At 42.5% G+C, this 24,201-nt stretch carries 21 protein-coding genes; 13 read left to right on the top strand and 8 right to left on the bottom strand.

Features of this window, described 5'->3' with window-relative positions:
• Positions 1-171 precede the first annotated feature (171 nt).
• The 4 genes from CB4_RS00590 to CB4_RS00575 all read right to left on the bottom strand — a co-directional run bounded on the left by CB4_RS00590 (position 172) and on the right by CB4_RS00575 (position 3,190).
• On the bottom strand, positions 172-1,038 hold the full coding sequence (locus CB4_RS00590) for an SDR family oxidoreductase (RefSeq protein WP_096463130.1): 867 nt from the start codon (positions 1,036-1,038) through the stop codon (positions 172-174).
• A complete protein-coding gene (locus CB4_RS00585) occupies positions 1,035-1,592 on the bottom strand; it encodes a hypothetical protein (RefSeq protein WP_373681375.1) in 558 nt (185 codons plus the stop codon). The genes CB4_RS00590 and CB4_RS00585 overlap by 4 nt, the downstream gene beginning before the upstream one ends.
• A gap of 74 nt (positions 1,593-1,666) precedes the next feature.
• Positions 1,667-2,212 (bottom strand): MarR family winged helix-turn-helix transcriptional regulator, encoded by a 546-nt coding sequence (locus CB4_RS00580; RefSeq protein ID WP_096463129.1) that lies wholly within the window; start codon positions 2,210-2,212, stop codon positions 1,667-1,669.
• 54 nt (positions 2,213-2,266) lie between these two features.
• On the bottom strand, positions 2,267-3,190 hold the full coding sequence (locus tag CB4_RS00575; RefSeq protein ID WP_096463128.1) for an alpha/beta hydrolase: 924 nt from the start codon (positions 3,188-3,190) through the stop codon (positions 2,267-2,269).
• A 140-nt stretch (positions 3,191-3,330) separates the two neighbouring features.
• Here CB4_RS00575 and CB4_RS00570 point away from each other — a divergent pair, with 140 nt between their 5' ends.
• The 4 genes from CB4_RS00570 to CB4_RS00555 all read left to right on the top strand — a co-directional run bounded on the left by CB4_RS00570 (position 3,331) and on the right by CB4_RS00555 (position 8,072).
• The gene (locus CB4_RS00570) at positions 3,331-4,176 is read left to right on the top strand and encodes a helix-turn-helix transcriptional regulator (RefSeq protein ID WP_231956108.1); all 846 of its coding nucleotides are present in this window, start codon (positions 3,331-3,333) and stop codon (positions 4,174-4,176) included.
• 230 nt (positions 4,177-4,406) lie between these two features.
• A complete protein-coding gene (locus CB4_RS00565; protein WP_096463126.1) occupies positions 4,407-6,101 on the top strand; it encodes a HAMP domain-containing methyl-accepting chemotaxis protein in 1,695 nt (564 codons plus the stop codon).
• A gap of 324 nt (positions 6,102-6,425) precedes the next feature.
• Positions 6,426-7,298 (top strand): heme o synthase, encoded by an 873-nt coding sequence (cyoE, locus tag CB4_RS00560; protein WP_231956223.1) that lies wholly within the window; start codon positions 6,426-6,428, stop codon positions 7,296-7,298.
• 420 nt (positions 7,299-7,718) lie between these two features.
• The gene (locus CB4_RS00555) at positions 7,719-8,072 is read left to right on the top strand and encodes a hypothetical protein (RefSeq protein WP_096463124.1); all 354 of its coding nucleotides are present in this window, start codon (positions 7,719-7,721) and stop codon (positions 8,070-8,072) included.
• Between the two features lie 203 nt (positions 8,073-8,275).
• On the opposite strand, the gene CB4_RS00550 is transcribed toward CB4_RS00555, so the two are convergent.
• From CB4_RS00550 to CB4_RS00535, 4 genes are all read right to left on the bottom strand, one after another.
• Positions 8,276-8,968 carry a M24 family metallopeptidase gene (locus CB4_RS00550; RefSeq protein WP_096467571.1) on the bottom strand — a complete coding sequence of 231 codons (693 nt, stop codon included), beginning with the start codon at positions 8,966-8,968 and terminating at the stop codon, positions 8,276-8,278.
• A gap of 39 nt (positions 8,969-9,007) precedes the next feature.
• A complete protein-coding gene (locus tag CB4_RS00545; RefSeq protein WP_096463123.1) occupies positions 9,008-9,769 on the bottom strand; it encodes an HAD-IIB family hydrolase in 762 nt (253 codons plus the stop codon).
• A 101-nt stretch (positions 9,770-9,870) separates the two neighbouring features.
• Positions 9,871-11,268, bottom strand: a complete 1,398-nt coding sequence (pdxR, locus tag CB4_RS00540) for a MocR-like pyridoxine biosynthesis transcription factor PdxR (protein ID WP_231956107.1) — start codon at positions 11,266-11,268, stop codon at positions 9,871-9,873.
• Positions 11,269-11,280: 12 nt separating this feature from the next.
• The gene (locus CB4_RS00535; RefSeq protein ID WP_096463121.1) at positions 11,281-12,507 is read right to left on the bottom strand and encodes a Fic family protein; all 1,227 of its coding nucleotides are present in this window, start codon (positions 12,505-12,507) and stop codon (positions 11,281-11,283) included.
• Positions 12,508-12,957: 450 nt separating this feature from the next.
• Between CB4_RS00535 and CB4_RS00530 the strand changes: the two genes are divergently transcribed.
• The 9 genes from CB4_RS00530 to CB4_RS00490 all read left to right on the top strand — a co-directional run bounded on the left by CB4_RS00530 (position 12,958) and on the right by CB4_RS00490 (position 24,001).
• Positions 12,958-13,440 (top strand): DinB family protein, encoded by a 483-nt coding sequence (locus tag CB4_RS00530; protein WP_096463120.1) that lies wholly within the window; start codon positions 12,958-12,960, stop codon positions 13,438-13,440.
• Between the two features lie 216 nt (positions 13,441-13,656).
• Positions 13,657-14,112, top strand: coding sequence for a histidine utilization transcription antiterminator HutP (gene hutP, locus CB4_RS00525; RefSeq protein ID WP_096463119.1), 456 nt, complete (start codon positions 13,657-13,659; stop codon positions 14,110-14,112).
• Positions 14,113-14,442: 330 nt separating this feature from the next.
• Positions 14,443-15,966: a histidine ammonia-lyase gene (gene hutH, locus CB4_RS00520; protein ID WP_096463118.1), complete on the top strand. Its 1,524-nt coding sequence runs from the start codon at positions 14,443-14,445 to the stop codon at positions 15,964-15,966.
• 68 nt (positions 15,967-16,034) lie between these two features.
• The gene (locus CB4_RS00515) at positions 16,035-17,465 is read left to right on the top strand and encodes an amino acid permease (RefSeq protein WP_096463117.1); all 1,431 of its coding nucleotides are present in this window, start codon (positions 16,035-16,037) and stop codon (positions 17,463-17,465) included.
• A gap of 270 nt (positions 17,466-17,735) precedes the next feature.
• Positions 17,736-18,338 carry a HutD/Ves family protein gene (locus tag CB4_RS00510; protein WP_096463116.1) on the top strand — a complete coding sequence of 201 codons (603 nt, stop codon included), beginning with the start codon at positions 17,736-17,738 and terminating at the stop codon, positions 18,336-18,338.
• A 60-nt stretch (positions 18,339-18,398) separates the two neighbouring features.
• The gene (locus CB4_RS00505; protein WP_096463115.1) at positions 18,399-19,898 is read left to right on the top strand and encodes a helix-turn-helix domain-containing protein; all 1,500 of its coding nucleotides are present in this window, start codon (positions 18,399-18,401) and stop codon (positions 19,896-19,898) included.
• 143 nt (positions 19,899-20,041) lie between these two features.
• Positions 20,042-21,712 (top strand): urocanate hydratase, encoded by a 1,671-nt coding sequence (gene hutU, locus CB4_RS00500; protein ID WP_096463114.1) that lies wholly within the window; start codon positions 20,042-20,044, stop codon positions 21,710-21,712.
• Between the two features lie 11 nt (positions 21,713-21,723).
• On the top strand, positions 21,724-23,025 hold the full coding sequence (hutI, locus tag CB4_RS00495; RefSeq protein WP_096463113.1) for an imidazolonepropionase: 1,302 nt from the start codon (positions 21,724-21,726) through the stop codon (positions 23,023-23,025).
• On the top strand, positions 23,000-24,001 hold the full coding sequence (locus CB4_RS00490; protein WP_096463112.1) for an agmatinase family protein: 1,002 nt from the start codon (positions 23,000-23,002) through the stop codon (positions 23,999-24,001). Before hutI ends, CB4_RS00490 begins: the two co-directional genes overlap by 26 nt.
• The last annotated feature ends 200 nt before the right edge of the window (positions 24,002-24,201 follow it).

Here is a 24,201-nt window from a genome sequence, read left to right as displayed (position 1 = left end):
TACACTGGATAGCCTTTCCGGTGTACCGTTGTTGACGTTATGAAGCAAATATTTTTGTCTGAGTTACCAGCTATTTTACACAACGTTACCTCGATTTTCTTTTCTTTACGAAATCGAATGACTCCTCTGTTTGTTACAGTAACCAGTTCTCAAGGTCAGTAGACTCCGCTACTATCGGAAACTTTCTACATATTCATACAGAAAAGCATCTAGCGTGCGAGGCTCTCTACCGAGCAAGCGCTTTACCGTGTCCGTAGGTCTTTCCGGCACCACCGTAGACATGGCTTGAATTTCCACAACGTGGTTCGCGAGCCAAGAAGGCATGTGCTCGTGCTCGATTAGACTGCGGAGCAGTACGTGGCGGTCCATGTCTATGTAGCGTATCGATCGATTAAGCAGAGCGGATAGTTTACTGGCGATTTGAGGATAACTGAAAACTTCCGAGCCGGTAAGCGTATATATTTGTCCTGATACCTCTCGGTTAGTCAGGACCTCTGCGGCCACATCCGCAATATCTCGACAGTCAATAAAGTTACATGGTGAATCACCCATAGAGCCGAAAAAAGCATCTTGTGTTGCGATCGTTGGGGCAAAACGCAGCAAGTTTTGCATAAACGCATACGGGCGTAACACCGTGTGGGTGAGACCAGATTCGCATAGAGCTTTCTCAATTTCGCCATGCCAACCCGCCACTGCCACTGGAGAACTCTTCTCAAAGGCAGGACTGGATATCTTTACGATATGTTCGATTCCAGCTTCGGCGGCAATGCGAATGATCGAAGTCTCCAATTCGATCTGTCTTGGACTGTTGGACATTGTAAGGAAGAGCTGGGTAGCTCCTGTAAACGCACGACGCAACGATTCAGGATCGGAAGCATCAGCGGCTGCGATCTCGATAGTCGACTGACCTAAATCCTCGATCTGACTCCGTAATTTCTCAGGCTCTCTGCTTAGTGCCCGCGCAGGTACGCCAAGATCAATCAAACGTTTCAAAAGTGCACTGCCGATTATACTTGTTGCTCCAATCATAACAATCATTTTCTATCTCCTCCGGTAGCTGAAAAATTTTTTGTGACAGTAAGACGCCATCGCCATGTTACTGTCGTGCTGGCGATCGTTGCGGATAGCGGGAAATCAGTCCAGACACGACTGAACCAGGCCAGGTGATTGCTCGGATTAAAAATTTCTAGTAAACCAGATGTTACCCATGCCGCGAACAGGCCAAACAAGGCCCCGGTCAATGCGAACATTCCTACTACAATCAAGCGAGGTGCGCTGGTGATCCATTGTTTATGTCCTCCTCGGCTACGCAACCAAAGGCCAATCATCCAGGCTACCAAGGCCGATGATCCCCCGATCGTAGTCAATGCTCCTATTTGAAGACCCTTGTCGGCGGTGATCAATCCCCCAATCCCTGCCATGATGGCAGGAGCAGCATAGGCGGTTACAACTTCACGCCACAGCACAAAATTCTTGGAATTAGAACCAGCAGCTTTGACGTCACAAATACCTTCCATATTATTCTGGTAGTTCATCTTGGTTGTTTCTTCACTCCTTCTTTTAAGTAGTTCAGCAGCTGCTTTTAGCGCCATATAATTAGGTTCCTAACTATATGAGAGTGAAAATGGGCTAGCTTTACTAGCCCGTTTCACTCTTTACTGATGTATTACTTTGGTTTGTCTGGTTCATCCGTAAGTGCCGAGATGCCTTGTGTAACTCGGCCTAGCAGATCGAGAAATACACTACGTTCCTCGATACTGAGTGAGCCCACCATTGCTTCTAGACGAGCGAAATGCTCAGGAGCCATTTCACAGAGCTTCTTTCTCCCTTTCTCCGTCAAAATGACCGATTTCTGACGGCCATCGTGTGAACTTGGTCGCCGGGATACGAGGCCATCTCGCTCAAGCGTGTCGATAAGACCCGTCACTGTAGCACGTGTAACACCTAGATGCTCCGCCAATTGCGAGGGTAATTCTTCTCCTTCGTTATCTTCAAGGTCCGCCAGTAAACGATAGCGCCCTGTTGATAAACCGAATCTGGAGAAATGAATCTCCGCAGCATGTCCAAGCTTGGCTCCCGCTGCCATTAGCCTAGACGCGACGAGTATAGCTTGTGCATCTACATCTAGGTTATAGCGTTCAATCTGGCGCTTGGATTGTGCAAGCGAGGGAATAGCGGTACTGTCATTTATTATTTTAGGATCGTTGGTCATACATATAGTATGGCTCCTAATTATTTTTGTGTCAATACATTTTTTAACAAGTCTTTAATTTGTAAATGATTCCTTCAACAAATGTTGACTAAACCATTTGACGGCTTCTGTACTTGATTGTTCAAAATTATTTAGATACGGATCAAAGTGTCCGCCTGACAACAATACTAACCTTTTTGGCTGTAACGCATTTTCATAAGCTCCGAGGGCCAGATCAGTAGGCGTAACATAATCTTTTTCGCCAACGATCATAAGTAACGGCTTTGGACTGATTCTTGAAACGTAGATACCAGGTTCATAAGATCTTGAAAACTCTACAGAACGTAATGTCACTTCATTGCGCCAACCCGGAGCTAGTGCTCCACCTTCGGAATACCATTTTACAGCATCCGGCATCGTGTAAATCGCGTTTCCATCTGCTTCATGTGGAATTACAGAAAGCATTTGGGGCTTCTCGCCTTTCATACGACGAACACGGTCTTCCGCAAATGAATGTAACAATTTTTCTACTGCTTCCCCAGGTACACGACGTAGAGCGCTTTGATAACCGCTGATCGTAGGTACTTGAGAAACTACACATTTCACGCGTCGGTCTGTGGCAGCTACAACCAAAACATGTCCTCCACTATAACTTGATCCCCACACGCCGATTCTATTTTTATCTACTTCAGGCATCATGCTCGCGTATGTGATAGCATGACGATAGTCTTCAATTTGTTGCCAAGGATTAACTTCTTGACGAGGCGTGCCATCACTTGCGCCAAAACCGCGATAATCAAAAACTAACGCTGCAAGCCCAGCTTGGGCAAATACTTCTGCATAACGGTCAAGATACATTTCTTTCACAGCGGAATAACCATGCGCCATTACGATGGCAGGAACTTGATGACCATTGGATTCGGGTACATAGAGCCACCCGCGAAGAATGATGCCATCTGCGTTGAATTCGATATCCCGTCTAGTAAAATTCTTTTGCATATTATTACCGTCCTTTTACGAAGATTGATTTTTTTCGTCCATTTAGTAGGAGCAGGTATAATATAAAATGAGAATAGAAGGGTAGCTAGAAAAGGACTTATCCTAGGATTATTACTCCTAGGCTTTTTATGTAGATCAACATGGAGGTTGTAATGAAAAATCCTGATGCGGTGCGTCATAAAGAGTTGGGGGAATTTCTTAAAACAAGGCGTGCCCGGCTTCTTCCTGAACAGGTTGGATTACCCTCGGGAAGTCGGAGGCGTACAGCGGGTTTAAGACGCGAAGAAGTAGCGCAGTTAGCGAGAGTTAGCGTAGATTGGTACACCAGGTTGGAACAGGGGCGGGATATCAATGTATCCGCGCATTTTTTAGAGGAATTGGCGAAGGTACTAAAATTGAGTAGCAGTGAAAGACGACACCTGTTCCTGCTAGCTAGGCAGCAAATGCCTTTTGAAAAAACGGACAACCCGAGCAAAGTAAGTCCAGCTTTACAAAAATTTTTGAACCATCAGGACCCAAATCCGGCTTATGTGACGAATCTTAAGTGGGATTTTGTAGCCTGGAATCAGGCTGCGTGCAAAGTTTTTGGAGACTATAATACGATGTCGGAGTTAGAGCGAAACTCCCTATGGCGAGCGTTCACATCACCGTACATGAGGAAGCTTCTGGGGGATGATTGGGAGGCACATGCCCAAAGACGGTTAGCCCAGTTTCGTGCTGGCTATGGAAGGTATATCGATGAGCCATGGTGGGCGGAAATGATCGATAAACTAACGAAAGAGAGCGAAGAGTTTCGAGAATGGTGGCTGCGACATGATGTGCTGGATACACCGGAAGGAAGAAAGGTACTTCACCATCCACAAGTAGGAGAACTCGTTCTCGGTCATCTCTCATTTCAGGTAAGTGATGCGCCCGATTTAATCGTCACGGTGCACATGTCGGAAACTGAGGAAACGTTGAAGAAGCTATGGCAACTTCTTCATTGAAAATCTACCCATGTCTGGTAATGAATATATGACTTAAAGACTATTCTATGTACAGGAATAGTCTTTAATTTTATAAAATATTGTTAAGAAAATATAAAAAAACAAAAAAACGAATAAAAAATAAAGATTAACCTCCTCGTTTGTGGTACTTTTATCTTAGGAAAAAAGCTTTATACTAAAGATATAGAAAATACAAACTAATGAATTCATAAGAGAGAGGGAGAAGGGAAATGTCGGTTGGGAAAAAACTACTTTTATCTTCACTGGCTATTTTTTTGATCATTTTATTTTTAGGGGTAAACGCCTTGCTTCGAATGAATGACATTAACAAAAAAGCCGATGAAATTAACACAAGCTGGTTGCCTGGAGTTGCTTCTATCAATAATATTAACTTTTTAACTGAGCATGTACTCACACAGGAATTAAAGTTTATGGACTCTACGAACCCTGAAGAAAGAAAAAATCTAGCAGAACAAATGAACAAAACCTTGGCTACAATCGAGGGAACATTAGCTAGTTATGAAAAAACCATTTTTTTAGATGAAGATCGAAAAAACTTTGAGGGCCTAAAAAAAGAATGGGCAGCTTATCAAGATATTCATCAAAAGATCATGAATTCAAAAATAGGAGATACTAATCTGTTTTTACAACTAAGAGAGCAATCTGCTGCCTCTTTCTCTGCGATGCAAAACGATCTTGATGCGCTCGTTAAACTGAATAACGCTGGTTCTGATAAAGCAGCTACAGAAGCAAATGATATTTATACAAATGGAAAATTGCTAATTATCATTCTAGAGATCGTTGCCATTGTTAGTAGCCTTGCCATTTCCTTACTGCTGACTCGTAATATTACTCGTCCACTTAAATTAGTCACAGGAAACGTGAAGCGTGTGTCTGAAGGGGATTTAAGTTTAGAAGCTGTCCAAGTAGCTAATCGTGATGAAATCGGTGAATTAGCTACACATTTTAACGATATGGTAGTGAAATTACGTCAGGTTGTTTCCTCGATTAATGCTAGTGCTGAACAAGTATCTGCAACATCTTTCCAACTTTCTGAAGCAGCCCAGCAATCAGGGGAGAGTTCTGCACAGGTGGCTGCTACGATTAACGATGTTGCAGAAGGGGCTTCCCAACAAGCAGATCAAACCAGTACGATTCTAAAAATAATGAATACTACAAAGGAGAAGGTGGAAATTGGGAATCAGCAAGCCTTAAAAACCTTGCAAAACGCCAGCGCTTCTACCACGCTTTCTCATGAGGGAAATACAGCTATTCGTGATGCTGTTGAGCATTTAGATACGGTCACAGAAACGGTAGAGCTTGCTACAGATTCGATTCAAAAACTGGGAAAACGATCAGAAGAAATCGGAAATATTATTACGGTTATTACAGACATCTCAAGTCAAACGAATCTTCTGGCACTAAATGCGGCTATCGAGGCTGCACGTGCTGGGGAACACGGTAAGGGATTTGCTGTTGTGGCAGATGAGGTACGAAAGTTAGCGGAAGAATCAAGTAAAGCTGCTGGACAAATTACGGAATTGATTAACCATATTCAATCCGAAACATTTACGACGATAGAAACAATGGAGAAGAACCTAGAAGCGGTTCATCATCAGGTACACATTATAGAGCGGGGCGGAGATGCGTTAGGTCGTATTGTAAAAAATGTAGAAGAAACCGAAAAAGATACAAAACAAGTACAAGAGATTTTTAAAGAAATACAGCAGAATTCTCAAGAAGTATTCACTTCTATCCAGGGGATCTCTCTTGTTATTGAAGAAGCTGCGGCATCTTCCCAGGAAGTTGCGGCAGCAGCTGAAGAACAGTCTGCTACGGTACAAGAAATTGCAGCCAGCTCTACAGAGTTATCTACGATTGCTGCACGCCTGAAACAAGAAGTGGCCATTTTTAAATTAGCATAAATAGCAAAGGCTGTACTCTATATATAGGGTGCAGCCTTTGCTGTTTATTACCAGAGTCTCCGTGAAAACCAAGTTGAGCAAAAGTTTCCGTAGCTGATTCAAGGAGCATTTGTCGTGTTTCTTGCTAGTTCTTCTCCTTTTCTTTACAATTGTACCATATACAATTAATATACCACTTAGAATATAGATTCTAAGAAGTATAGAAAATTCCTGTGAATCTAAAATAAAGATAAAGGAAAGATGGTACCGTTGAAAAGTGTTGCAAGGAAAGATACAAATGTTCCAACAGCCTCTCTACCCACATCAAAACAGACTGCAGCAAACATCTTGGCACAAACCGTTAAAACCGGGATTATTAAATCAAACCTGATTCCGATGTTTGCAGGATTGACATTGGCTTTATATACATATCAGATCAGTTTGTTTGCTAAACTTCCCGAAATCATATTTGCGTTGCTTGGCTCGACGTTAGTAATGGGAGCGGCAGGTGCGTTTAATAACTTGTACGATCGTGATATTGATGCGGTTATGGAGAGAACCAAGCATAGACCAACTGTGACCGGTGCAATAAAGCCGAAGTCTGTATTATGGCTTGGAATCGTGATGAGCATTCTTGGACTAGTGGTATTGGGACTAGCCACCCCGCTAGCGGCATTCTTAGGATTTCTCGGTTTGTTTTTTTATGTAGTCCCATACACGATGTGGAGTAAACGTCGAACGATTTATAATACTGAGGTGGGAAGTATTTCTGGAGCCATGCCACCTCTCATAGGATGGGCTGCTATTCATCCAGACATAACGCACCCTGCAATTCTTGGGCTTTTTTTGATTATGATTATCTGGCAAATGCCGCACTTTTATGCGATAGCGATTCGTAAGCACACTGAATATGAGGCGGCAAATATCCCTATGCTTCCAGTAGTTAAAGGTGTGAAACGAACATATATACAAACGAATATTTATTTAGTGATTTTAATTGCGGTAAGTTTTCTTTTTGGTTCTTTAAGCGTTGGGATTATGCTAGTCGCACTTCTTTTAAGTGTGGCATGGCTTGTCTTAAGCGTTGCCGGTTATAAAAGGATGGACCCGGAGAAATGGGCAAAAGCGCTGTTTGTTTTTTCGCTTTTCCATATGACTATTTTATTTTCGACAGTTATTATTTACTCGCTTGTAGGCATTTTCTACCCGTTAAAATAACGGGTATTTTTTGTGCAAAAAAGGATGTTCCAGTATGGTCCTTGCTGTATGATTGGGCGCTCTGTTTTTTCCTGCTTCTGGTTCTTTGTTAGTTTTTGGATTATGATGGGAGTATTAACTTTTTACTGTTTCCATTTCTATTTGCTAAAACTATTTATCTCTAGGTAGGGAAGAGAGTAATGCATGGGGAGGGCACATGTTTAGTAGAAAAAAATTAAGCTTCGATTCGGGACCTGCCAGCCTTTTGTCGGTAGAAGTAGTCTTCTGTATATTTTATTCTTCTGTATCAGCCTGGTTTTTCTCACATCTTGTTCTAAACAAGACAATGGCATTGTCTTTCGAGGAGAAAGTCGAAATTGGGAAGCAGTCTTACAGTTTAGCCCGCCGATAAGCGAAGATAAAAACAGAACAAAACGTTACGTGATTACATACAAAGGACAAAGTCCTGAAAAGGTTGGCAGGGTTCAATATGAAATCAAGAACAATGACAAGTTTCCTTTATCAAGCAGTGGACTTGCAACATTGGACCATGATCTTCAAATCCGTGCTGGAGGAAGCTGTAGTAAATGTCCACTAGAAGCTTTGGAAGATGATGAATGGACGCTTACGATTACATGGGATAAGCAAACAGAAACCATTCACATGCCGAAGCAAAGTGAGGGGGAGAGAATAATGGGAAGAAGTTTTGAGCCGATGAGAGCATTATCTCAGGTCGGGGGGATTGTTTTTATCGTTTTGATTGGATACATCGTCTATCGTTTTGTAAAAAAATGAAGAATATGACGGCACAACGGTAGACCAGCTACTCTTCCTGGTCTACCGTTGTCTGTGTTATAGAGTGAATATTTATCTGGGTGGAGCACCAGTCATTTCATAGAACGATACCTCGTTAATATCGAACGAGGTATCGTGATTACATATTTTAGCTTGCTTTTCGATAAAGAGTCATTCTTATCATTCTTCCTAAACTATACAATCTATTCAACTGTTAATAACTGCTCGAAGAAACCACCGATTTCCAGTTTTCGATCAATAAAGTGTATTTCTAGAATCCAATCTCGTGGCTGGCCATTCTTATCAGGTTCTCTCATGGGAACTGGATTATCGGGATGAATATAGTTTTCAACTTCATCTCCTTGAACTTGTTCATGAGGGAACTCACCAATGAGGTGACCTGCAATTGGGCTTCCGAATTCCCATCCATACTTTTTCGCGAGATCACAAGCAAATGCGAAAAGTTCACTGCCTGTAATAGTTGGATTGGATTGAAAGAAGGCTTTTCCCTCTTCCCAAGCTTGTTCAAGATCATTACGCAGCTTTATTTTCATTGGATCTTCTCCAAGAACGTATGTCCGACCGAAATCAGCTTCCCAGTCCTCAAAGATGGGACCAAAGTCAAGAAAGATAATATCTTCCTCCGACACGGTTAAATCTGGTGGATTTTCACGATAAGGATATAAGGTGTTCCTTCCAGCTCGCACAATGCGTTTATGCCAATATTTCTTAATTCCGAACATATGGAAGGCCAACTCATAAATTTCTTGATTGATTTGTTTTTCCGTTACACCACCACGTAGAATGCCTTTTTCTTCGATTGCTCTGAATAGCTCTTCTGCCTTCTTTTCAGCATCGCGCAGGGATAAGTGGTTTTTCTCCAAGGACTGATTCATCATTTTCTCTCACCTCTCGTAAATTATAAAATTGCTCTGTTAAACAAATACGGTACTAAGCTCTTGTAGCTTCGATATAATATTTTGTTCGACTTTTTCATCAGCCAAAATTTGATCTTTTGCTATCATAAGAAGAGGTTCATATTCACCGATTACTACTGAATGGTGAGCTTTTTGAAATAACGGGAGATCGTTCATGTCATTTCCAAAGCAAACAAACGGTTCTAGAGAGAGACCGGATTGCTCTAGGGCGGCCATTTTATTCACATCTTTATATGTGATATCTAAAATACTTTCAGCAGAATGATAATGAATGGTGACATCTAACTGTGCCATTCTTTTCGATAATGCTGCAAAGTTAGTGCAAGATAACACAACAATTTTAATGAAAGACTCAATTTGATCAATTGCTACATGATTAGCCAACTTATGCGGATCTACATTCATAAGAAAAGGATGCTGCTGTTTCAAATTGAAAGCATAGTTCCACTTGTCATCAATGAGATATTTAGCATGATAATCATCTAGTATATTTACTATTTCTTCAGCTAATTTAGTAGGAATAGGAGTAAAGCAGCGGGGCTTTCCTTGGTAATACGTCATCGCGCCATTCGCGCCGATTAAAAGATGGTTCTTAAATCGGTCATCTAAAACCGGCAGCATATCACGGCAAGGTCGTGCAGAGGCAAATCCAACAAAATGACCGGATTCCTGTAATTCTAATAAAAGATCTAAAATGTTCTTCGAAATGGGTTGTCCCTTAAAGCAAATGGTTCCATCCATATCAAAAATAAAGTTCATGTATCTACCCACCTTAATAAGTATGATGTACATACATAGTAAACAGAACTTCTTTACGGTTAAAGGGACAGAATGGATAAAGTGAGTAGGACAAGCTGAAATTAAACGGATTCAAACCAAGCTTCCGCTAGTAATTTTATGCCGTTATAAATCTGACTACAATGTAAAGCTCCGTAACCGAGCAGTACAGTTGGATACCTATCTGTCCGATGAAACCAATATCTAGATGTTCCATAAACTTTAACGCCTTTTTTTAAGCCTAACCCGATTAACTCAGATTCCGTTTTATTTGTTTTGACAGTTAGGAAAGCGTGTAGGCCTATATCTTTCCCTTCGATTTCTATTAAATTCCCCATACTATGTGATATAGCTTCGAAAAAGGCTTTCCGTTTCTCTTCATATTGTTTTCGCATCTTTTGTAAATGCTTATACCAATAGCCGTCAGATAAATATTGTGAAAAAGTTAATTGATCAAGTCTCGGAACAGGTTGATCGTATTCTGGCACTTTTGCGTAAAATAAGGAAAGTGCATCGTAAGGAAGTACCAGGTAGCTTAGATTTGAGACTGGTAATAACGCTTTTGAAATTCTTCCAATGTAAATTACCTTTTCGGGATATAGACTTTGAATGGAGGGTACATAACCATCTTCATCTTTAAATTCCCATTCATAGTCATCCTCTATGATATATGTATTCGAATGGACCCACTGAATCAGTTGTTGTCTTTTTTCTTGAGACATAGCCATCTTATTCATAAATTGCTGAGAAGGACTTACATACATAACATCGGCATGACTTTTTTCAAGTTCTTCTAGGGAAACTCCGTCTGCAGTCAAAGGAATCGCACGAACCTGGAAACCGTGGTTTAAAAAAGTGTTCCTTGCCCCATCGTATCCAGGATTCTCTACTCCAATTATATGTTTATCTGCTTCTAGAAGCTGGCATAAAAGAGATACAAGTTGCTGAGGAGTAGAGCCGATAATAATTTGCTCGGGATTAGATACTACTCCCCTCGATTCATACAGTAATCTTGATAGTTCTTTCCGTAAGATGTATTCTCCTTGTGATTTCCCTTCTACCATATAATCACTTTGATTATTAGCTACAAATGTGTTACGCACTTTATTCCACTGATTAAAAGGGAATGCAGCAAGCTCAATATTTCCATAACGAAAATCGAGATGTATATGCTGGTTATAAGAGTCATCTGAAATAGATACGTGATCATGAATGCTCTTTTCGCCTTGATACACTACTTTGTACCCTTTTTTGGGGATGTTGCATATGTATCCTTCTGACACTAAAAGGTGATAGGCATTCTCTACCGTATTTTTACTCACCTTAAGCGATTGTGCACAGCTTCGGATGGAGGGAAGAAAAGCGTCATATTGTAATTGGCCCTGTACTATTTCATCTTGGAAATAGCTATAAATTTGAAAAAATAAAGGTTTTGGATTGGACAAAAGATCTAAAGAAAACTCACGCATTCTATCTCTCATTTCTTCAAAAATTTATCTGAGTTGAGCACCGGCTGTTTCACACAACGTGACCTCGATGGGCTTTCTTTTCAGGAATACAAGTACCCCTTTTTGATCAAGCTCGTCAAGAGATTTTCGAACAAGGTACTCGGTTTTATCTGTTGCGGCTACAAGTTCCTTTAGAGTCATTCCCTTTCCTTCAATTCCAAAAATATAATTTTGACCGAGTATGAAAAAGATGTTTTCGCTGATTTCATCTGTAATGTTGAGCTGTTGAACCATATGATCAAGAGATTCCATTCGTACCCTTTTTTCTGAGAGTTCAGCTAGTACCTCATTTTGTGCTTTATCGATAATATGAAAAAAGGTCTCGCAAAAAAATGTTAGCTCTCCTTTGTTATGGGGATTGCCACATTCGGTAAAGGCCTCATAATATGCTTGTTTTACTTTGTTCGTTGAATAAGACAGCGTTAATGCGGTAAGTCGGTCCAGGTCATGGAGCAAATACATACTGCTGATATATCTTGATGTACGACCATTTCCATCGTAAAAAGGGTGGATATAGCCAAAGAGATAATGCGAGATTGCAATTTTGTACAGCATAGGAGAGGGATGTTCGTTCAAATAATGGATCAAGTTTCGCAGGTGAGTTTTAATCGACTCTTCTGGATGGACACCGCGATGCACAACTTTATTGGTTTGTGTTACCACATCGACAGGCTGTTTTCGAAAGAGCTCTCCATCAAGTTGATCTTCTGGTTCGGTTTCTTCTTGTACTAAATGATTGTATATACTTCGGATCTGTTCAATTCTTTCAAGCGTGGTTTGGGTTTCTGTTAAAAGAGCAGCGTATGATTTCATCAGGCTAAGGTGTCTGGCTTTATGTTTTCGGGAGCTTTCTTGTCGGACGACGATTTCAAGTACGGTTTCCATTTCTGCCTTTGTGCTTCGAACGCCCTCGATTTCATTCGTGCTTAAAAGTTCATCGACTAATTTAGCTCGAATGTATTGTTGGACTGCAATAGGAGGTAACTGATTCACGATAGATTGAATACGGTTGCTTTGTTTGCTAATTTGGTCATGAAGTATGTCGAGTTCAGGATGATTTACATAAAAAGATACGAATTCTTCCTTGTTTTTATATGGTTTAAGCTGAAAGGGCAACCTTATAGTGCCGTAACTATATAAGCGTTTTTCATACTCGGTGGCATACTTATTTGTATCCTTATAATAAAGTTTAGATAGTAGCTCATATCCCATAATAACACCTCTTTTTAGTAATATAGACGTGAGTTGATATTTTTATAATTAAAAATACGCTTATTTTTTATTTTTATTTATATTTTATAGATGGCAATTTTGAAATACAATCATTTTTATATATATTAATGATTGTGAATGGTATCGTTCTGTACATCTTCGTTCTTGCTTACATCCATTTTATCCTTCTATTTGGTTGGAGTATTGTCATTTTGAGTCGATTTCTGTATAGGCCACTTTGGTATTTTTCTGCGTTTCATGTTCTCTTCGTTCTATATGCGGGAATACGAACTTTGCTTAGATAAGTCCATTGGCTTGACCATATCTTGCAGGCGGGATATTAGTGCAAGAAAGTAATGAGAAATTTTTTCCTGTGCAAAAAAGGATTTGCGATATAAAGCCTGAAATATGAATATACGTGTCATCAACCTTATAATAGGGAGGGTATGTATGATCCATAATGTAGAGGAATTTGCACAGTTTCTAGACGGATTACGCAAGCGTACCATGAAGTATGTAAAGGTTGTACCGAATTCAATCCTGGAATGGAAACCAGCGGAGGATAAATTTTCAACGGGAGATATACTGCGCCACCTAGCTTCCTCTGAGCTTATGTTTTTGAGTGTATTCGAGCATGGAAAATGGAGCTACCCCGGTCATGAAAGCAGCAAAGGAGACAATATCGAGGAAATCATTCCGTACATGGAAGCCTGTCATACAAGATTAATGGATGGCTTATTGACCTTAGGAAATGATCTCCTGGAAAAAAAGGTTCCAACTTTACATGGACATGAAGTAAGCTCCTGGAGAATCATGATGGCACTGACAGAACATGAGATTCATCATCGAGGTCAACTGTCCACATACCTTCAGATGAACGGAATCGAACCGCCTCAGATTTTTGGCCTGAAAATCGAACAAGTTGAAAGATGAAAAAGGTGTATGATTGCTTGTTACTGTAGCGCTCACTGCCTCCTATTCGGAAACGAATCGGAGGCTTTTTGTACTTGTTTTACGATAAAAATAAAGGAATATAGGAAATAAATGCTGGATGGAATGAAGTGATGAGATACATTATAATATGTACCAAAAAAGGCTGAGGCAATAGAGTAAGAAGTAAGCAAATCCAAAACGCGGGAGTGTGCAGATATGTCCTTATACATTGAACGTCGAATAGGGAAGATGGCAATGCAGCTGGCTCTTCTGGAAGAAGGCGATCATGAAGCAGAAAGCTTTCTATTAGCACAGTTGAAACATGCAGGTTACCAGTTCTGTAAGGGAAAAGTAGGCTCGATGGATGCCCATAAGGTCGTTGCTGCAGTGGAAACAGCTGCGAAAAAAACAATCATTGATGGTTCGTTCTACCGTGAGACACATTCGCTGTACCATGCCATTCTTGAAGCCATGCAAGGGGTAACCAGGGGACAGGTTCAACTTGGAACCGTGCTTCGTACTGTTGGATTAAACTTTGCGATTGTGAGAGGAAGGCCGTATGATCAAGAGCGGGAGGACGAGTGGGTTGCAGTTGCGCTCTATGGAACAATAGGAGCTCCTGTTAGAGGATTGGAACACGAAACATTAGGGCTTGGCATTAATCATATTTAGATAAATAACCACTTGACTGTTTTATAACTCTTCTGTATATTAAAAATAGTCATAATGAAGTTGGATAATGGTACGCAGTAGAAAGTTGGTCGTTTGCATAAGGAGTTAGTCCAGAATAATAGTTTTGCAAAAGGCTAAGTAGTGGTATGTACTATGTCTTGTAAGCGCTTCATTGTGTGTTGTGTTAGACAGTATGACGATTGAATATGAATAGCCCATAGTTGGTAAGTAGAAATCAGGGGGCTGCATATTTCTTAAAGAAAGCGATTTTTTCGCTCTATTTAAGTGTATGCAGTCCCCTTTTTGTATAAAAAAAGGAGGCTGGAACAGATGATTACAGTAAAAGGACATTCACTCACATTGGCGGATGTGAAAGCCGTTTTGTACGATAATGAAAAGGTGGTAGCTTCAGCAGAAAGTTTAGCACGTGTAGATGCTAGTCGGCGAGCCGTTGAAAAAATTGTGGCAGAAAATCGCGTAGCATATGGAATTAACACAGGATTTGGCAAACTAAGTGATGTTGTGATTGATCAAAAAGATGTAGAGAGTTTGCAGCTCAATTTGATTCGGAGTCACGCTTGCGGCGTTGGCGAACCATTTCCGGAAATCGTATCGCGGGCAATGCTTCTGTTGCGAGCGAATGCTCTGCTTAAAGGACACTCCGGTGTACGTCGTCAGGTAATTGACTGCTTGCTTGCCCTGTTAAATAAGCAGATCCACCCTGTCGTGCCTCAGCAAGGATCGCTTGGTGCGAGTGGTGATTTAGCGCCTCTTTCTCATTTGACTCTCGCTCTTATTGGAGAAGGGGAAGTGTTTTATAAAGGAGAAATCGTTCCGTCACTCACTGCACTACAGAAAGAAGGAATTACGCCTCTTGTGCTAACAGCGAAGGAAGGGCTGGCTCTTATTAACGGAACGCAGGCTATGACAGCGATGGGCGTTGTGGCATATTTAGAAGCGGAGCAGCTTGCGTATCAATCAGAGTTAATCGCTTCGCTGACGCTGGAAGGATTGCGCGGCATCATCGATGCGTTTGCAGAAGAAGTACAAATCGTACGCGGCTATCCGGAGCAAATCGCGGTAGCAGAGCGCATTCGCAGCTACGTAGCTGATAGTAAGCTGATTACCCGACAAGGGGAACTTCGTGTGCAGGACGCATATTCGCTTCGCTGCATTCCACAAGTACATGGGGCATCCTGGCAAGCACTTAATTACGTGAAAGAAAAGCTGGAAATTGAGATCAACGCTGCTACAGATAATCCGCTCATTTTTGATGACGGTGAAAAGGTGATTTCAGGCGGAAACTTCCACGGCCAGCCGATTGCCTTTGCGATGGACTTTTTAGCGATTGCCATGGCTGAGTTTGCGAATATTTCAGAGCGACGTATCGAGCGACTTGTGAATCCGCAGTTGAATGATCTGCCACCGTTTTTGAGCCCACAGCCAGGTGTACAGTCAGGGGCGATGATTTTGCAGTATTGCGCAGCAGCACTTGTTTCTGAAAACAAAACACTCGCCCATCCGGCCAGCGTAGATTCGATTCCGTCATCCGCCAACCAGGAAGATCATGTAAGCATGGGAACGATCGGTGCGCGTCATGCGTATCAAGTGATTCTCAATTGCCGTAAGGTGCTGGCGATCGAATTAATATGCGCGCTCCAGGCGGTTGAGTATCGCGGTGTAGAGAAGACAGCATCGATAACTAAGCAATTCCATACAATGGCGCGGACCGTTACTCCGGCAATGACAAAAGATCGTATTTTTTCTAAGGATATCAACGCTGTTGACCAATTTTTAAAAGCAACAGACGTTAACCAGGTAATCAAACAAACTCCTAAGGAACTCACTGTATAAATCGTACGGAATGAGTAGCACACTTTGGAATAGATACAGAAAAATTAGGTAAAGGAGATGATATTTATATGGGTAACGGGAATCAGCACGAATTACAGCGTACCATGAAAAGCAGACATTTATTTATGATTTCGATTGGCGGAGTAATCGGTACAGGTTTATTCCTTGGTGCTGGATATACGATTAATCAAGCAGGTCCAGGAGGAGCCGTTCTCGCGTATGCCGCGGGAGGCCTCCTCATGTACCTTGTCATGCTCTGCCTGGGTGAACTGGCTGTTGCTATGCCAGTAGCAGGCTCCTTCCAAACATATGCGAGTAAATATATAGGACCTGCCACTGGATTTACGATCGGGTGGATGTATTGGCTTAATTGGGCGGTTACAGTGGGCGTGGAATTTACTGCTGCCGGAATGTTAATGAAGCGCTGGTTTCCGATGACACCGGTATGGGTGTGGTGTATCGTGTTTGCTGTCTCGTTATTTTTGATGAATGCATTCTCGGCAAAAAGTTTTGCTGAAACAGAATTTTGGTTTTCAAGTATTAAAGTTGTTGCGATCATTCTCTTTATCGTAGTGGGCAGTTCCGTATTGTTTGGCTTTATCTCTATAAAAGGACAGCCCGCTCCTATGTTTTCCAACTTTGTAAATGACGGTGGGCTGTTTCCAAAAGGAATTAGCGCTGTATTTCTTTCAATGATTGCTGTTACTTTTTCGTTCCAAGGGACTGAAGTGATCGGTGTAGCCGCAGGTGAAAGTGAAAAGCCGGAAAAAACGATCCCACGTTCGATCCGTGCCACTGCATGGCGCACGATGTTCTTTTATGTGATTTCGATGATTGTACTAGTTGGTTTAATTCCTTGGCGCAAGGCCGGTGTAATCGAAAGTCCATTTGTCATGGTTTTCGATGGAGTTGGGATTCCGTATGCCGCTGATTTTATGAACTTTGTTATTCTTACTGCGGTACTCTCGGTAGGGAATTCGGGGCTTTATGCGGGTTCACGTATGTTATGGGGATTAGCGCGTGATGGAATGGCAAGTCCTTTCCTAGGAAAGCTAAGCAGAAAACAAATACCGCTTAACGCTTTGATCACGACTCTCGCGGTTGCCTGCCTTTCACTTTTGTCCAGCTTTGTAGCGGAAGATACTCTTTATGTCTTGCTTGTTTCGATTGCGGGTCTGGCGGGTATTGTCGTGTGGCTGGGAGTGGGTGTTTCGCAATACCTATTTCGTAAGCGCTTTCTCGAAGAGGGAGGTAAACTGGATGAGTTAAAGTATCGGACTCCACTTTATCCGTTCGTGCCTATTCTTTGCACCGTATTATGCTCAATTGTGATTATTAGCATGGCATTTGATGCAGAGCAACGAATGGCTCTATACTGTGGGGTTCCATTTATGGCTGGTTGCTACCTCTACTACTTCTTACGTATAAAAAAGAAACAAGAAGGCGAGCAGACAACGAACGAAATCGAAACGACTCAATTTGTTGGAAATGCTGATTAAATGTTGGTCAAAAGGGCTATTGGTGAAAATCCATAGCCCTTTTATTATGGTTGAACGGATGTTTTTACTTGTCACGAAAAGGGGAACAGAATATTTTATAGGAGTACAAATAAGTCTGTAGAAGCTACAATAGCCAATTACAGTATTTCCATAGCAACTCGTATTGCTGCTCAAATGGAAATCGAATAATAATCTATATAATCAAATGGAAGTCTATATTTATGGCAGAAAGTATCAAGGGGGGATAATAAGTTGTCCTATTCAATAAAAATGATGAGAAAAAATGAACAAACAACAAGCCTTTGGTCAGGTGGAATCACAACCCAACTTGCAATTTATCCTGAAGATGCGGATTATACGAAACGTGATTTCAAATGGCGGATTAGTTCCGCAGATGTTGAAGTGGAAGAATCCGTATTTACGCCTCTTCCAAGCATCCAAAGAATCATTATGATCATGGAGGGGGAAATGTTTCTTCAACATGAGGGGAAGCATCAGGTGCTTTTAAAGCCATTTGAACAGGATCGCTTTAGCGGGGACTGGACAACCCGAAGTATGGGTAGAGTAAAGGACTTTAATTTGATGTTAGCAGAAGGGTGCAGTGGAGAACTTCACGCTATTCATATCAAAAAAGGGATCCATAATGAAGTGTTAGATCCTGCATATAGTAGGGAAGGTGCAAAAAGATCTGAAGCTTTTTATTGTGTCAATGGAAGCGTTCGAGCGATCATTGATGAAAATGAGGTTTTGGTTTTAGAGAAAGGTGACGTAATGATTGTAAACGCGGAAAATTTATGCAAAACCATAAAAGTAAAGGTATGTAATCACGATGAATTAGCTGCTAGTATCATAAGAGCAAGCATTTTTTATTAATGAATATAATGAGACCTCCAAAACGGTAATCTCCGATATAGATGGGGAAAGGATGATTCTATGCGTTTGCTTATTGCTGACAGAGATTCAACGGAACGGACTGGAATTGAATGGCTGATGAATTCATATTCGATAAGATTTACGGATATCCGCCAGGCTGTAGATATGGTATCGCTTATGAAAGAGCTAGAAGAGTATAAGCCGGATGTGCTTTTTGTAGAGCTTGAAATGATTCCTTCTACCGGTTGGGATGTTTTTATACAGGCGATCGAAAAGTATGCAGGTGCTGTTATCGCCGTAACAGCAGAAGCCGTTTTTGAAAGAGCCTGGCAAGCAACTCAATTACAAGCAGCGGGATTTTTGGTCAAACCATTATCGCCGGATCAAATCAGACCCATCATTACAAAAGTAGTTCGCAAGCAGCGAAAAAAAGAACGAATGGTAACAGACGTGGAGATAGAGAAGGAAGCGTTGCAAAGGCAGTATGCTTCGCTATTTTTTGATACGGAAGTAACGATGGGTAACGATATGAGCATGATGATCGTGCAGCCGGAAGATAAACAGGAGATAAAAGAGCTTACGGAATGGTTAGAGAATTATTCATTTGCACAGCAGCCGTATATCCTGCCATTACGTGAGCATATTGTTTGCCTGTTACCTTCTTATACAAGCGAAATGATGCATCAGGAAGCACGACGTATGGAAAGAGAAGCTTCGAGGAGACAGGAAAGTAGATTGTTTATTGTTCTTTCGTCTATCGGGTACTCCTCCTTAACCGCTCATAGTTGCTACGAAAAAGCATTACAGGCTTTAAACATGATTTTTTTTAAGGGGTATCAGCAAATCGTGCAAATTCAAGATACGCCTGCTTTCCTTGAAATCGATCCTTTTTTAACCCCTGCTGAACAGCGGGCATGGATGGCCATGCTTGAAGAAGGAGACAGAGCAGCCATTAAACGCTGGATGTATGAGCAGTTCACTGAATTTCCGCAGGGTTTTCCCGAACCTGAACTGCTACGGATTCGGATGACCAGCATTCTTGCTCATTTGCGGCGCTTTATGCAAACGTATCAGCTCCAGAAGATATCGCAAATGGAAATTCGCTATCAGGAGATTTTCCAAACCATTTTGCATATGCCGGTGCTATTTCGAATTGTACAAGAAGTGCTGCTGTTTATTTTTGATATTATTCAACAGGCGCAGAGTCAGAAGGAGAATGCCCATGGTGACTTTATTGAGAGAGGTCTCCGCTACATTGATGAGCATTTTCATCGTTCTACTCTAAGTCTGGAGGAAGTAGCTGGCCATGTTCAACGCAGCCCGAGCTATTTCAGCCATGTGCTGTCGACCCAAAGAGAGCAAACGTTCCGCCACTATCTCATGGATGTGCGCGTTAAGCAGGCTAAGCATTTGCTGTCATCCACTTCTCTGACCGTACGCGAAATTGCCTTTGCGGTCGGATACGATGATCCTAATTATTTTAGCCGCCTATTTAAGGAGTGTACCGGCTGTTCTCCTCGCCTTTGGAGAAATAAAAAGATAATCCAGAAAAACAAATAAAAATCCAGTTTATATACAGAATTAAAAAAAGAAAGCGATATCAATATACTGAATCATTCATGATTTACAAAAACACTCTTCTACTTTCTATTCGTCGTTCTTAATAAAATAAGAGTAAGAAAAGAACAAGGGAGTGACGAAAGTTGAAGAAAACAACAGGACAAAAAAGAGTATACCGAGCTCCACACGGAACGGAGTTAAATACAAAAGGGTGGGTTCAGGAGGCAGCGCTGCGCATGCTTTTCAACAACCTCGACCCGGAAGTTGCAGAATGGCCTGAGGACCTTGTTGTATATGGGGGAATTGGAAGAGCGGCTCGTAACTGGGAAAGCTTCGATGCGATTGTTCACACACTGAAAAACCTGGAAGATGACGAAACGATGCTTGTACAGTCTGGAAAACCGGTCGCGGTGTTCAAGTCTCATCCAGATGCTCCGCGTGTGCTGCTTGCAAATTCGAATTTAGTTCCAGCCTGGGCAAATTGGGATCATTTCCATGAGCTTGATAAAAAGGGTCTCATGATGTACGGACAAATGACGGCTGGCAGCTGGATTTATATCGGAAGTCAAGGGATTGTGCAAGGAACGTATGAAACATTCGCAGAGTGTGCGAAACAGCATTTTGGCGGCAGTCTGAAAGGAACCATCACAGTTACAGCAGGGTTAGGCGGAATGGGTGGCGCTCAACCGTTAGCGGTTACGATGAATGATGGGGTTGTGATCGGAATTGATGTGGATCGCACACGCATCGAAAAACGTATCGAAACTCGTTATTGCGATGTACTCGTGGAAACGCTGGATGAAGCGATTGAGCTTGCGGAAAAAGCGAAACAAGAAGGGCGTGCCCTTTCCATTGGTCTCTTAGGAAATGCGGCTGAAATCTTGCCGGAAATGCTTCAGCGAAACTTTATCCCGGATGTTATTACCGATCAGACATCAGCGCACGATCCTTTAAATGGATACCTGCCTGCAAACATGACGCTGGAAGAAGGGGCGAAGCTTCGTGCTGCTGATCCGGAAGAGTATGTAAAGCGTTCTAAGGCGAGCATGGCTGTACATGTTCAGGCCATTTTAGATATGCAGGCAAAAGGTGCGGTTGCCTTTGACTATGGCAATAACATTCGTCAGGTTGCATTGGACGAAGGGGTAGAAAATGCATTTGCATTCCCAGGATTCGTACCGGCGTATATTCGTCCCCAATTCTGTGAAGGGAAAGGACCATTCCGCTGGGTTGCTCTGTCTGGTGATCCAGAAGATATTTACAAAACAGATGAAGTGATCTTACGCGAATTCGCCTATAATGAGCACCTTTGCCGCTGGATCAAAATGGCTCAGGAACGCATCGCATTCCAGGGACTTCCTTCCCGCATTTGCTGGTTAGGGTATGGAGAACGCGCACGTTTTGCGAAAATCATCAATGACATGGTACGCAACGGTGAATTAAAAGCACCGATTGTAATTGGACGTGACCATCTTGATTCCGGTTCCGTGGCATCGCCAAACCGGGAAACAGAAGCAATGCGTGATGGCAGTGATGCTGTAGCTGACTGGCCGATCCTTAACGCTATGATTAATGCGGTAGGTGGCGCAAGCTGGGTATCTGTCCATCACGGTGGTGGTGTAGGTATGGGATACTCCCTGCATGCCGGAATGGTTATTGTAGCTGACGGAACAGAAGCGGCAGAAAAACGCCTCGAACGCGTATTAACTTCAGACCCGGGTATGGGAGTTGTTCGTCACGCAGATGCAGGCTATGAACTGGCAATTGAAACAGCGAAAAATAAAGGCGTTCATATTCCGATGTTACGAAGCTAAGGAGGATTATGATGAAACAAAAACCGATTCTGCTTCGTCATGCAGCCCAGCTTGTTACACTTCAAGGAACATCTGCACAACCGGTAACAGGAACAGCCATGAGCACTTTACACATTATTGAAGATGGAGCCGTCTGGATTGAAGACGGTTCCATCCAGATGGTAGATCGGGATGAGGTTGTGACTGCTTTTTATCGGGATCGTATGCAAGAAGCTCATGTGATCGATGCATCAGGAAAAGTAGTGACACCAGGGCTAATTGATCCGCATACTCATCTGGTATTTGCCGGAAGTCGGGAAAATGAATTTGAAATGCGCCTGGCTGGCAAGACATATATGGAGATTATGAATGCAGGCGGCGGCATTCATAATACAACGCGCGCAACGCAGGCTGCCAGTGAAGAAGATTTATATGAGGAAGCGTACCAGCGTCTCAATCGCTTTTTGCAATACGGTGTAACGACATTGGAAGCAAAAAGTGGATACGGCTTAACGTTAGAACATGAAATGAAGCAGCTTCATGTAGCGAAGCGACTTCAGGATACGCATCCAATCGATATCGTCTCTACCTTTATGGGCGCACATGCCGTGCCTGCTGAGTATAAACACGACCCGGATCGTTTTGTTGATATTCTCGTAAATGAGATGATTCCGGAAGTTGCAAAAAGCGGCCTTGCTCAGTTTAATGATGTATTTTGTGAACACGGTGTGTTTACACCGGAACAGTCCGAGAGAATTTTACGCGCGGGAATGGAGCATGGCCTGCTTCCGAAAATTCACGCGGATGAGATTGAACCGTATCAGGGGGCGGAACTGGCTGCGCGTCTGGGAGCTGTGTCGGCCGATCACCTTCTGCGGGCATCTGATGAAGGAATCCGGCAGATGGCGGAAAAAGGAGTGGTTGCGGTCTTGCTGCCAGGTACAGCCTTCTTTTTGAAGGCAGAGGCTGCCAATGGACGGAAAATGATTGACGCTGGCGTAGCCGTTGCCTTGTCTACAGACCGGAATCCTGGTTCTTCTCCGAGTGAATCGATGCCGTTCATCATGAATCTCGGCTGTCTAACGATGGGAATGACACCTGCTGAGGTACTCGTTGCCGCTACCATTAATGCGGCGCATGCGATTAAACAGGCGCACCGGGTAGGAAGCCTCGAAAAAGGAAAAGTAGCTGATCTCGTCGTATTTGACGCACCGAACTATTCGTACATGCAGTATAACTACGGCGTGAATCTTGTAGATACTGTTATTAAAGCAGGGAAGATTGTGGTGCAGAAAGGGAGTTTGACTCATGAAGTATCCGTATCCCCAGCTTAAGCCGCCTTCGTTTCGCTGGTCCGCCGCACAAGGGGCGGAGCCAAAAGTAAACGAATGGATTCGTACTCTCTCTAGTGAGGAACAAACAGTGGATTTTAGCTCCGTGGATGTAACCATCCTCGGGGTTCCGCTGTCCCGTTCATCTATTAGCGCATCAGCGGCAAGTGAAAATCCGGAGGCGATGCGCCAGGCATGGAAAGCATTTAATCCATACCATCTTGAGTATGATATCGATTTAACTCCGCTGCGTATTTTGGATTTAGGAGACGTACGCCAGCATGTAACCGATATTCCTCTTTCTCATCAGTGGATCACAGACGCTATGGTTTCGATGCGCCAGCATCATGCGCATGCACTTCCGATTATGCTGGGAGGAGATCATTCGATTACGGCGATGCTTGTGAAAGGCTGGAAACAGGCTCATCCCGAGCAGCGTATTGGAATTTTGCAGTTGGATACTCATTTTGACTTACGTAGTCTTGAGGATAACGGTCCAAGCAATGGAACGCCAATTCGCAATTTGATCGAAAGCGGTACGATCCTTGGTGAGGACGTGTGGAATGTAGGGCTGCATGGTTTTTATAACGCGAAATCATTAAAAGAATATGCAGATCAAAAAGGGGTTCAGTATGTCACCCTGCGTCAGGTGAGAGAAAAAGGTATTGTTTCTACGATTCAAGCTGCATTGGATGATCTGAGTGGAAAAGTCGATGTCATTTATCTCACGGTCGATATGGATGTGCTAGATATCGCTTATGCGCCGGGGGTTCCGGCTGCAACTCCTGGGGGAATGCGTACGGATGAGTTGTTTGAAGCGGTTTATCTGGCTGGAAGCCATCCGCTTGTTCAGGCGATGGATATTGTCTGCCTTGACCCGTATCGTGATATCGCTCAGGTTACGGTGAAGGCAGGAGTCCATGTGATGCTTACCTTTTTGACAGGGTTTATGCAGCGAAAAGCACAGCATCAAAAGTAAATCTACCATAGAAAATTTATGGTTAAATTCTTGTATCATAAGATAAGGATTTAACCTTTTTTTTAACGGCTCAATAACATGCGTACAAGCTGGGGGAATTATCGGGAAATCCGAAGGAAGAAAGTTGTTTTCGATTCAATGAAAGCGCTTCCTCGCCTTTAATCGATTTATTATTTCAACAAGTAATTACATTTTATTCC

The sequence above is a fragment of the Aneurinibacillus soli genome, from assembly GCF_002355375.1.
GTDB lineage: Bacteria > Bacillota > Bacilli > Aneurinibacillales > Aneurinibacillaceae > Aneurinibacillus > Aneurinibacillus soli.
Note: the sequence above shows the minus strand (reverse complement) of the source record. Positions and strands in the feature narration are given on the sequence as shown.

Coding starts and splice junctions, on each gene's coding strand:
- CB4_RS00590 (WP_096463130.1), bottom strand. CDS start 1,038: ATGATTGTTATGATTGGAGCAACAAGTATAATCGGCAGTGCACTTTTG.
- CB4_RS00585 (WP_373681375.1), bottom strand. CDS start 1,592: ATGGCGCTAAAAGCAGCTGCTGAACTACTTAAAAGAAGGAGTGAAGAA.
- CB4_RS00580 (WP_096463129.1), bottom strand. CDS start 2,212: ATGACCAACGATCCTAAAATAATAAATGACAGTACCGCTATTCCCTCG.
- CB4_RS00575 (WP_096463128.1), bottom strand. CDS start 3,190: ATGCAAAAGAATTTTACTAGACGGGATATCGAATTCAACGCAGATGGC.
- CB4_RS00570 (WP_231956108.1), top strand. CDS start 3,331: ATGGAGGTTGTAATGAAAAATCCTGATGCGGTGCGTCATAAAGAGTTG.
- CB4_RS00565 (WP_096463126.1), top strand. CDS start 4,407: ATGTCGGTTGGGAAAAAACTACTTTTATCTTCACTGGCTATTTTTTTG.
- CB4_RS00550 (WP_096467571.1), bottom strand. CDS start 8,968: ATGAATCAGTCCTTGGAGAAAAACCACTTATCCCTGCGCGATGCTGAA.
- CB4_RS00545 (WP_096463123.1), bottom strand. CDS start 9,769: ATGAACTTTATTTTTGATATGGATGGAACCATTTGCTTTAAGGGACAA.
- pdxR (WP_231956107.1), bottom strand. CDS start 11,268: ATGAGAGATAGAATGCGTGAGTTTTCTTTAGATCTTTTGTCCAATCCA.
- CB4_RS00535 (WP_096463121.1), bottom strand. CDS start 12,507: ATGGGATATGAGCTACTATCTAAACTTTATTATAAGGATACAAATAAG.
- CB4_RS00530 (WP_096463120.1), top strand. CDS start 12,958: ATGATCCATAATGTAGAGGAATTTGCACAGTTTCTAGACGGATTACGC.
- hutP (WP_096463119.1), top strand. CDS start 13,657: ATGTCCTTATACATTGAACGTCGAATAGGGAAGATGGCAATGCAGCTG.
- hutH (WP_096463118.1), top strand. CDS start 14,443: ATGATTACAGTAAAAGGACATTCACTCACATTGGCGGATGTGAAAGCC.
- CB4_RS00515 (WP_096463117.1), top strand. CDS start 16,035: ATGGGTAACGGGAATCAGCACGAATTACAGCGTACCATGAAAAGCAGA.
- CB4_RS00510 (WP_096463116.1), top strand. CDS start 17,736: ATGATGAGAAAAAATGAACAAACAACAAGCCTTTGGTCAGGTGGAATC.
- CB4_RS00505 (WP_096463115.1), top strand. CDS start 18,399: ATGCGTTTGCTTATTGCTGACAGAGATTCAACGGAACGGACTGGAATT.
- hutI (WP_096463113.1), top strand. CDS start 21,724: ATGAAACAAAAACCGATTCTGCTTCGTCATGCAGCCCAGCTTGTTACA.
- CB4_RS00490 (WP_096463112.1), top strand. CDS start 23,000: ATGAAGTATCCGTATCCCCAGCTTAAGCCGCCTTCGTTTCGCTGGTCC.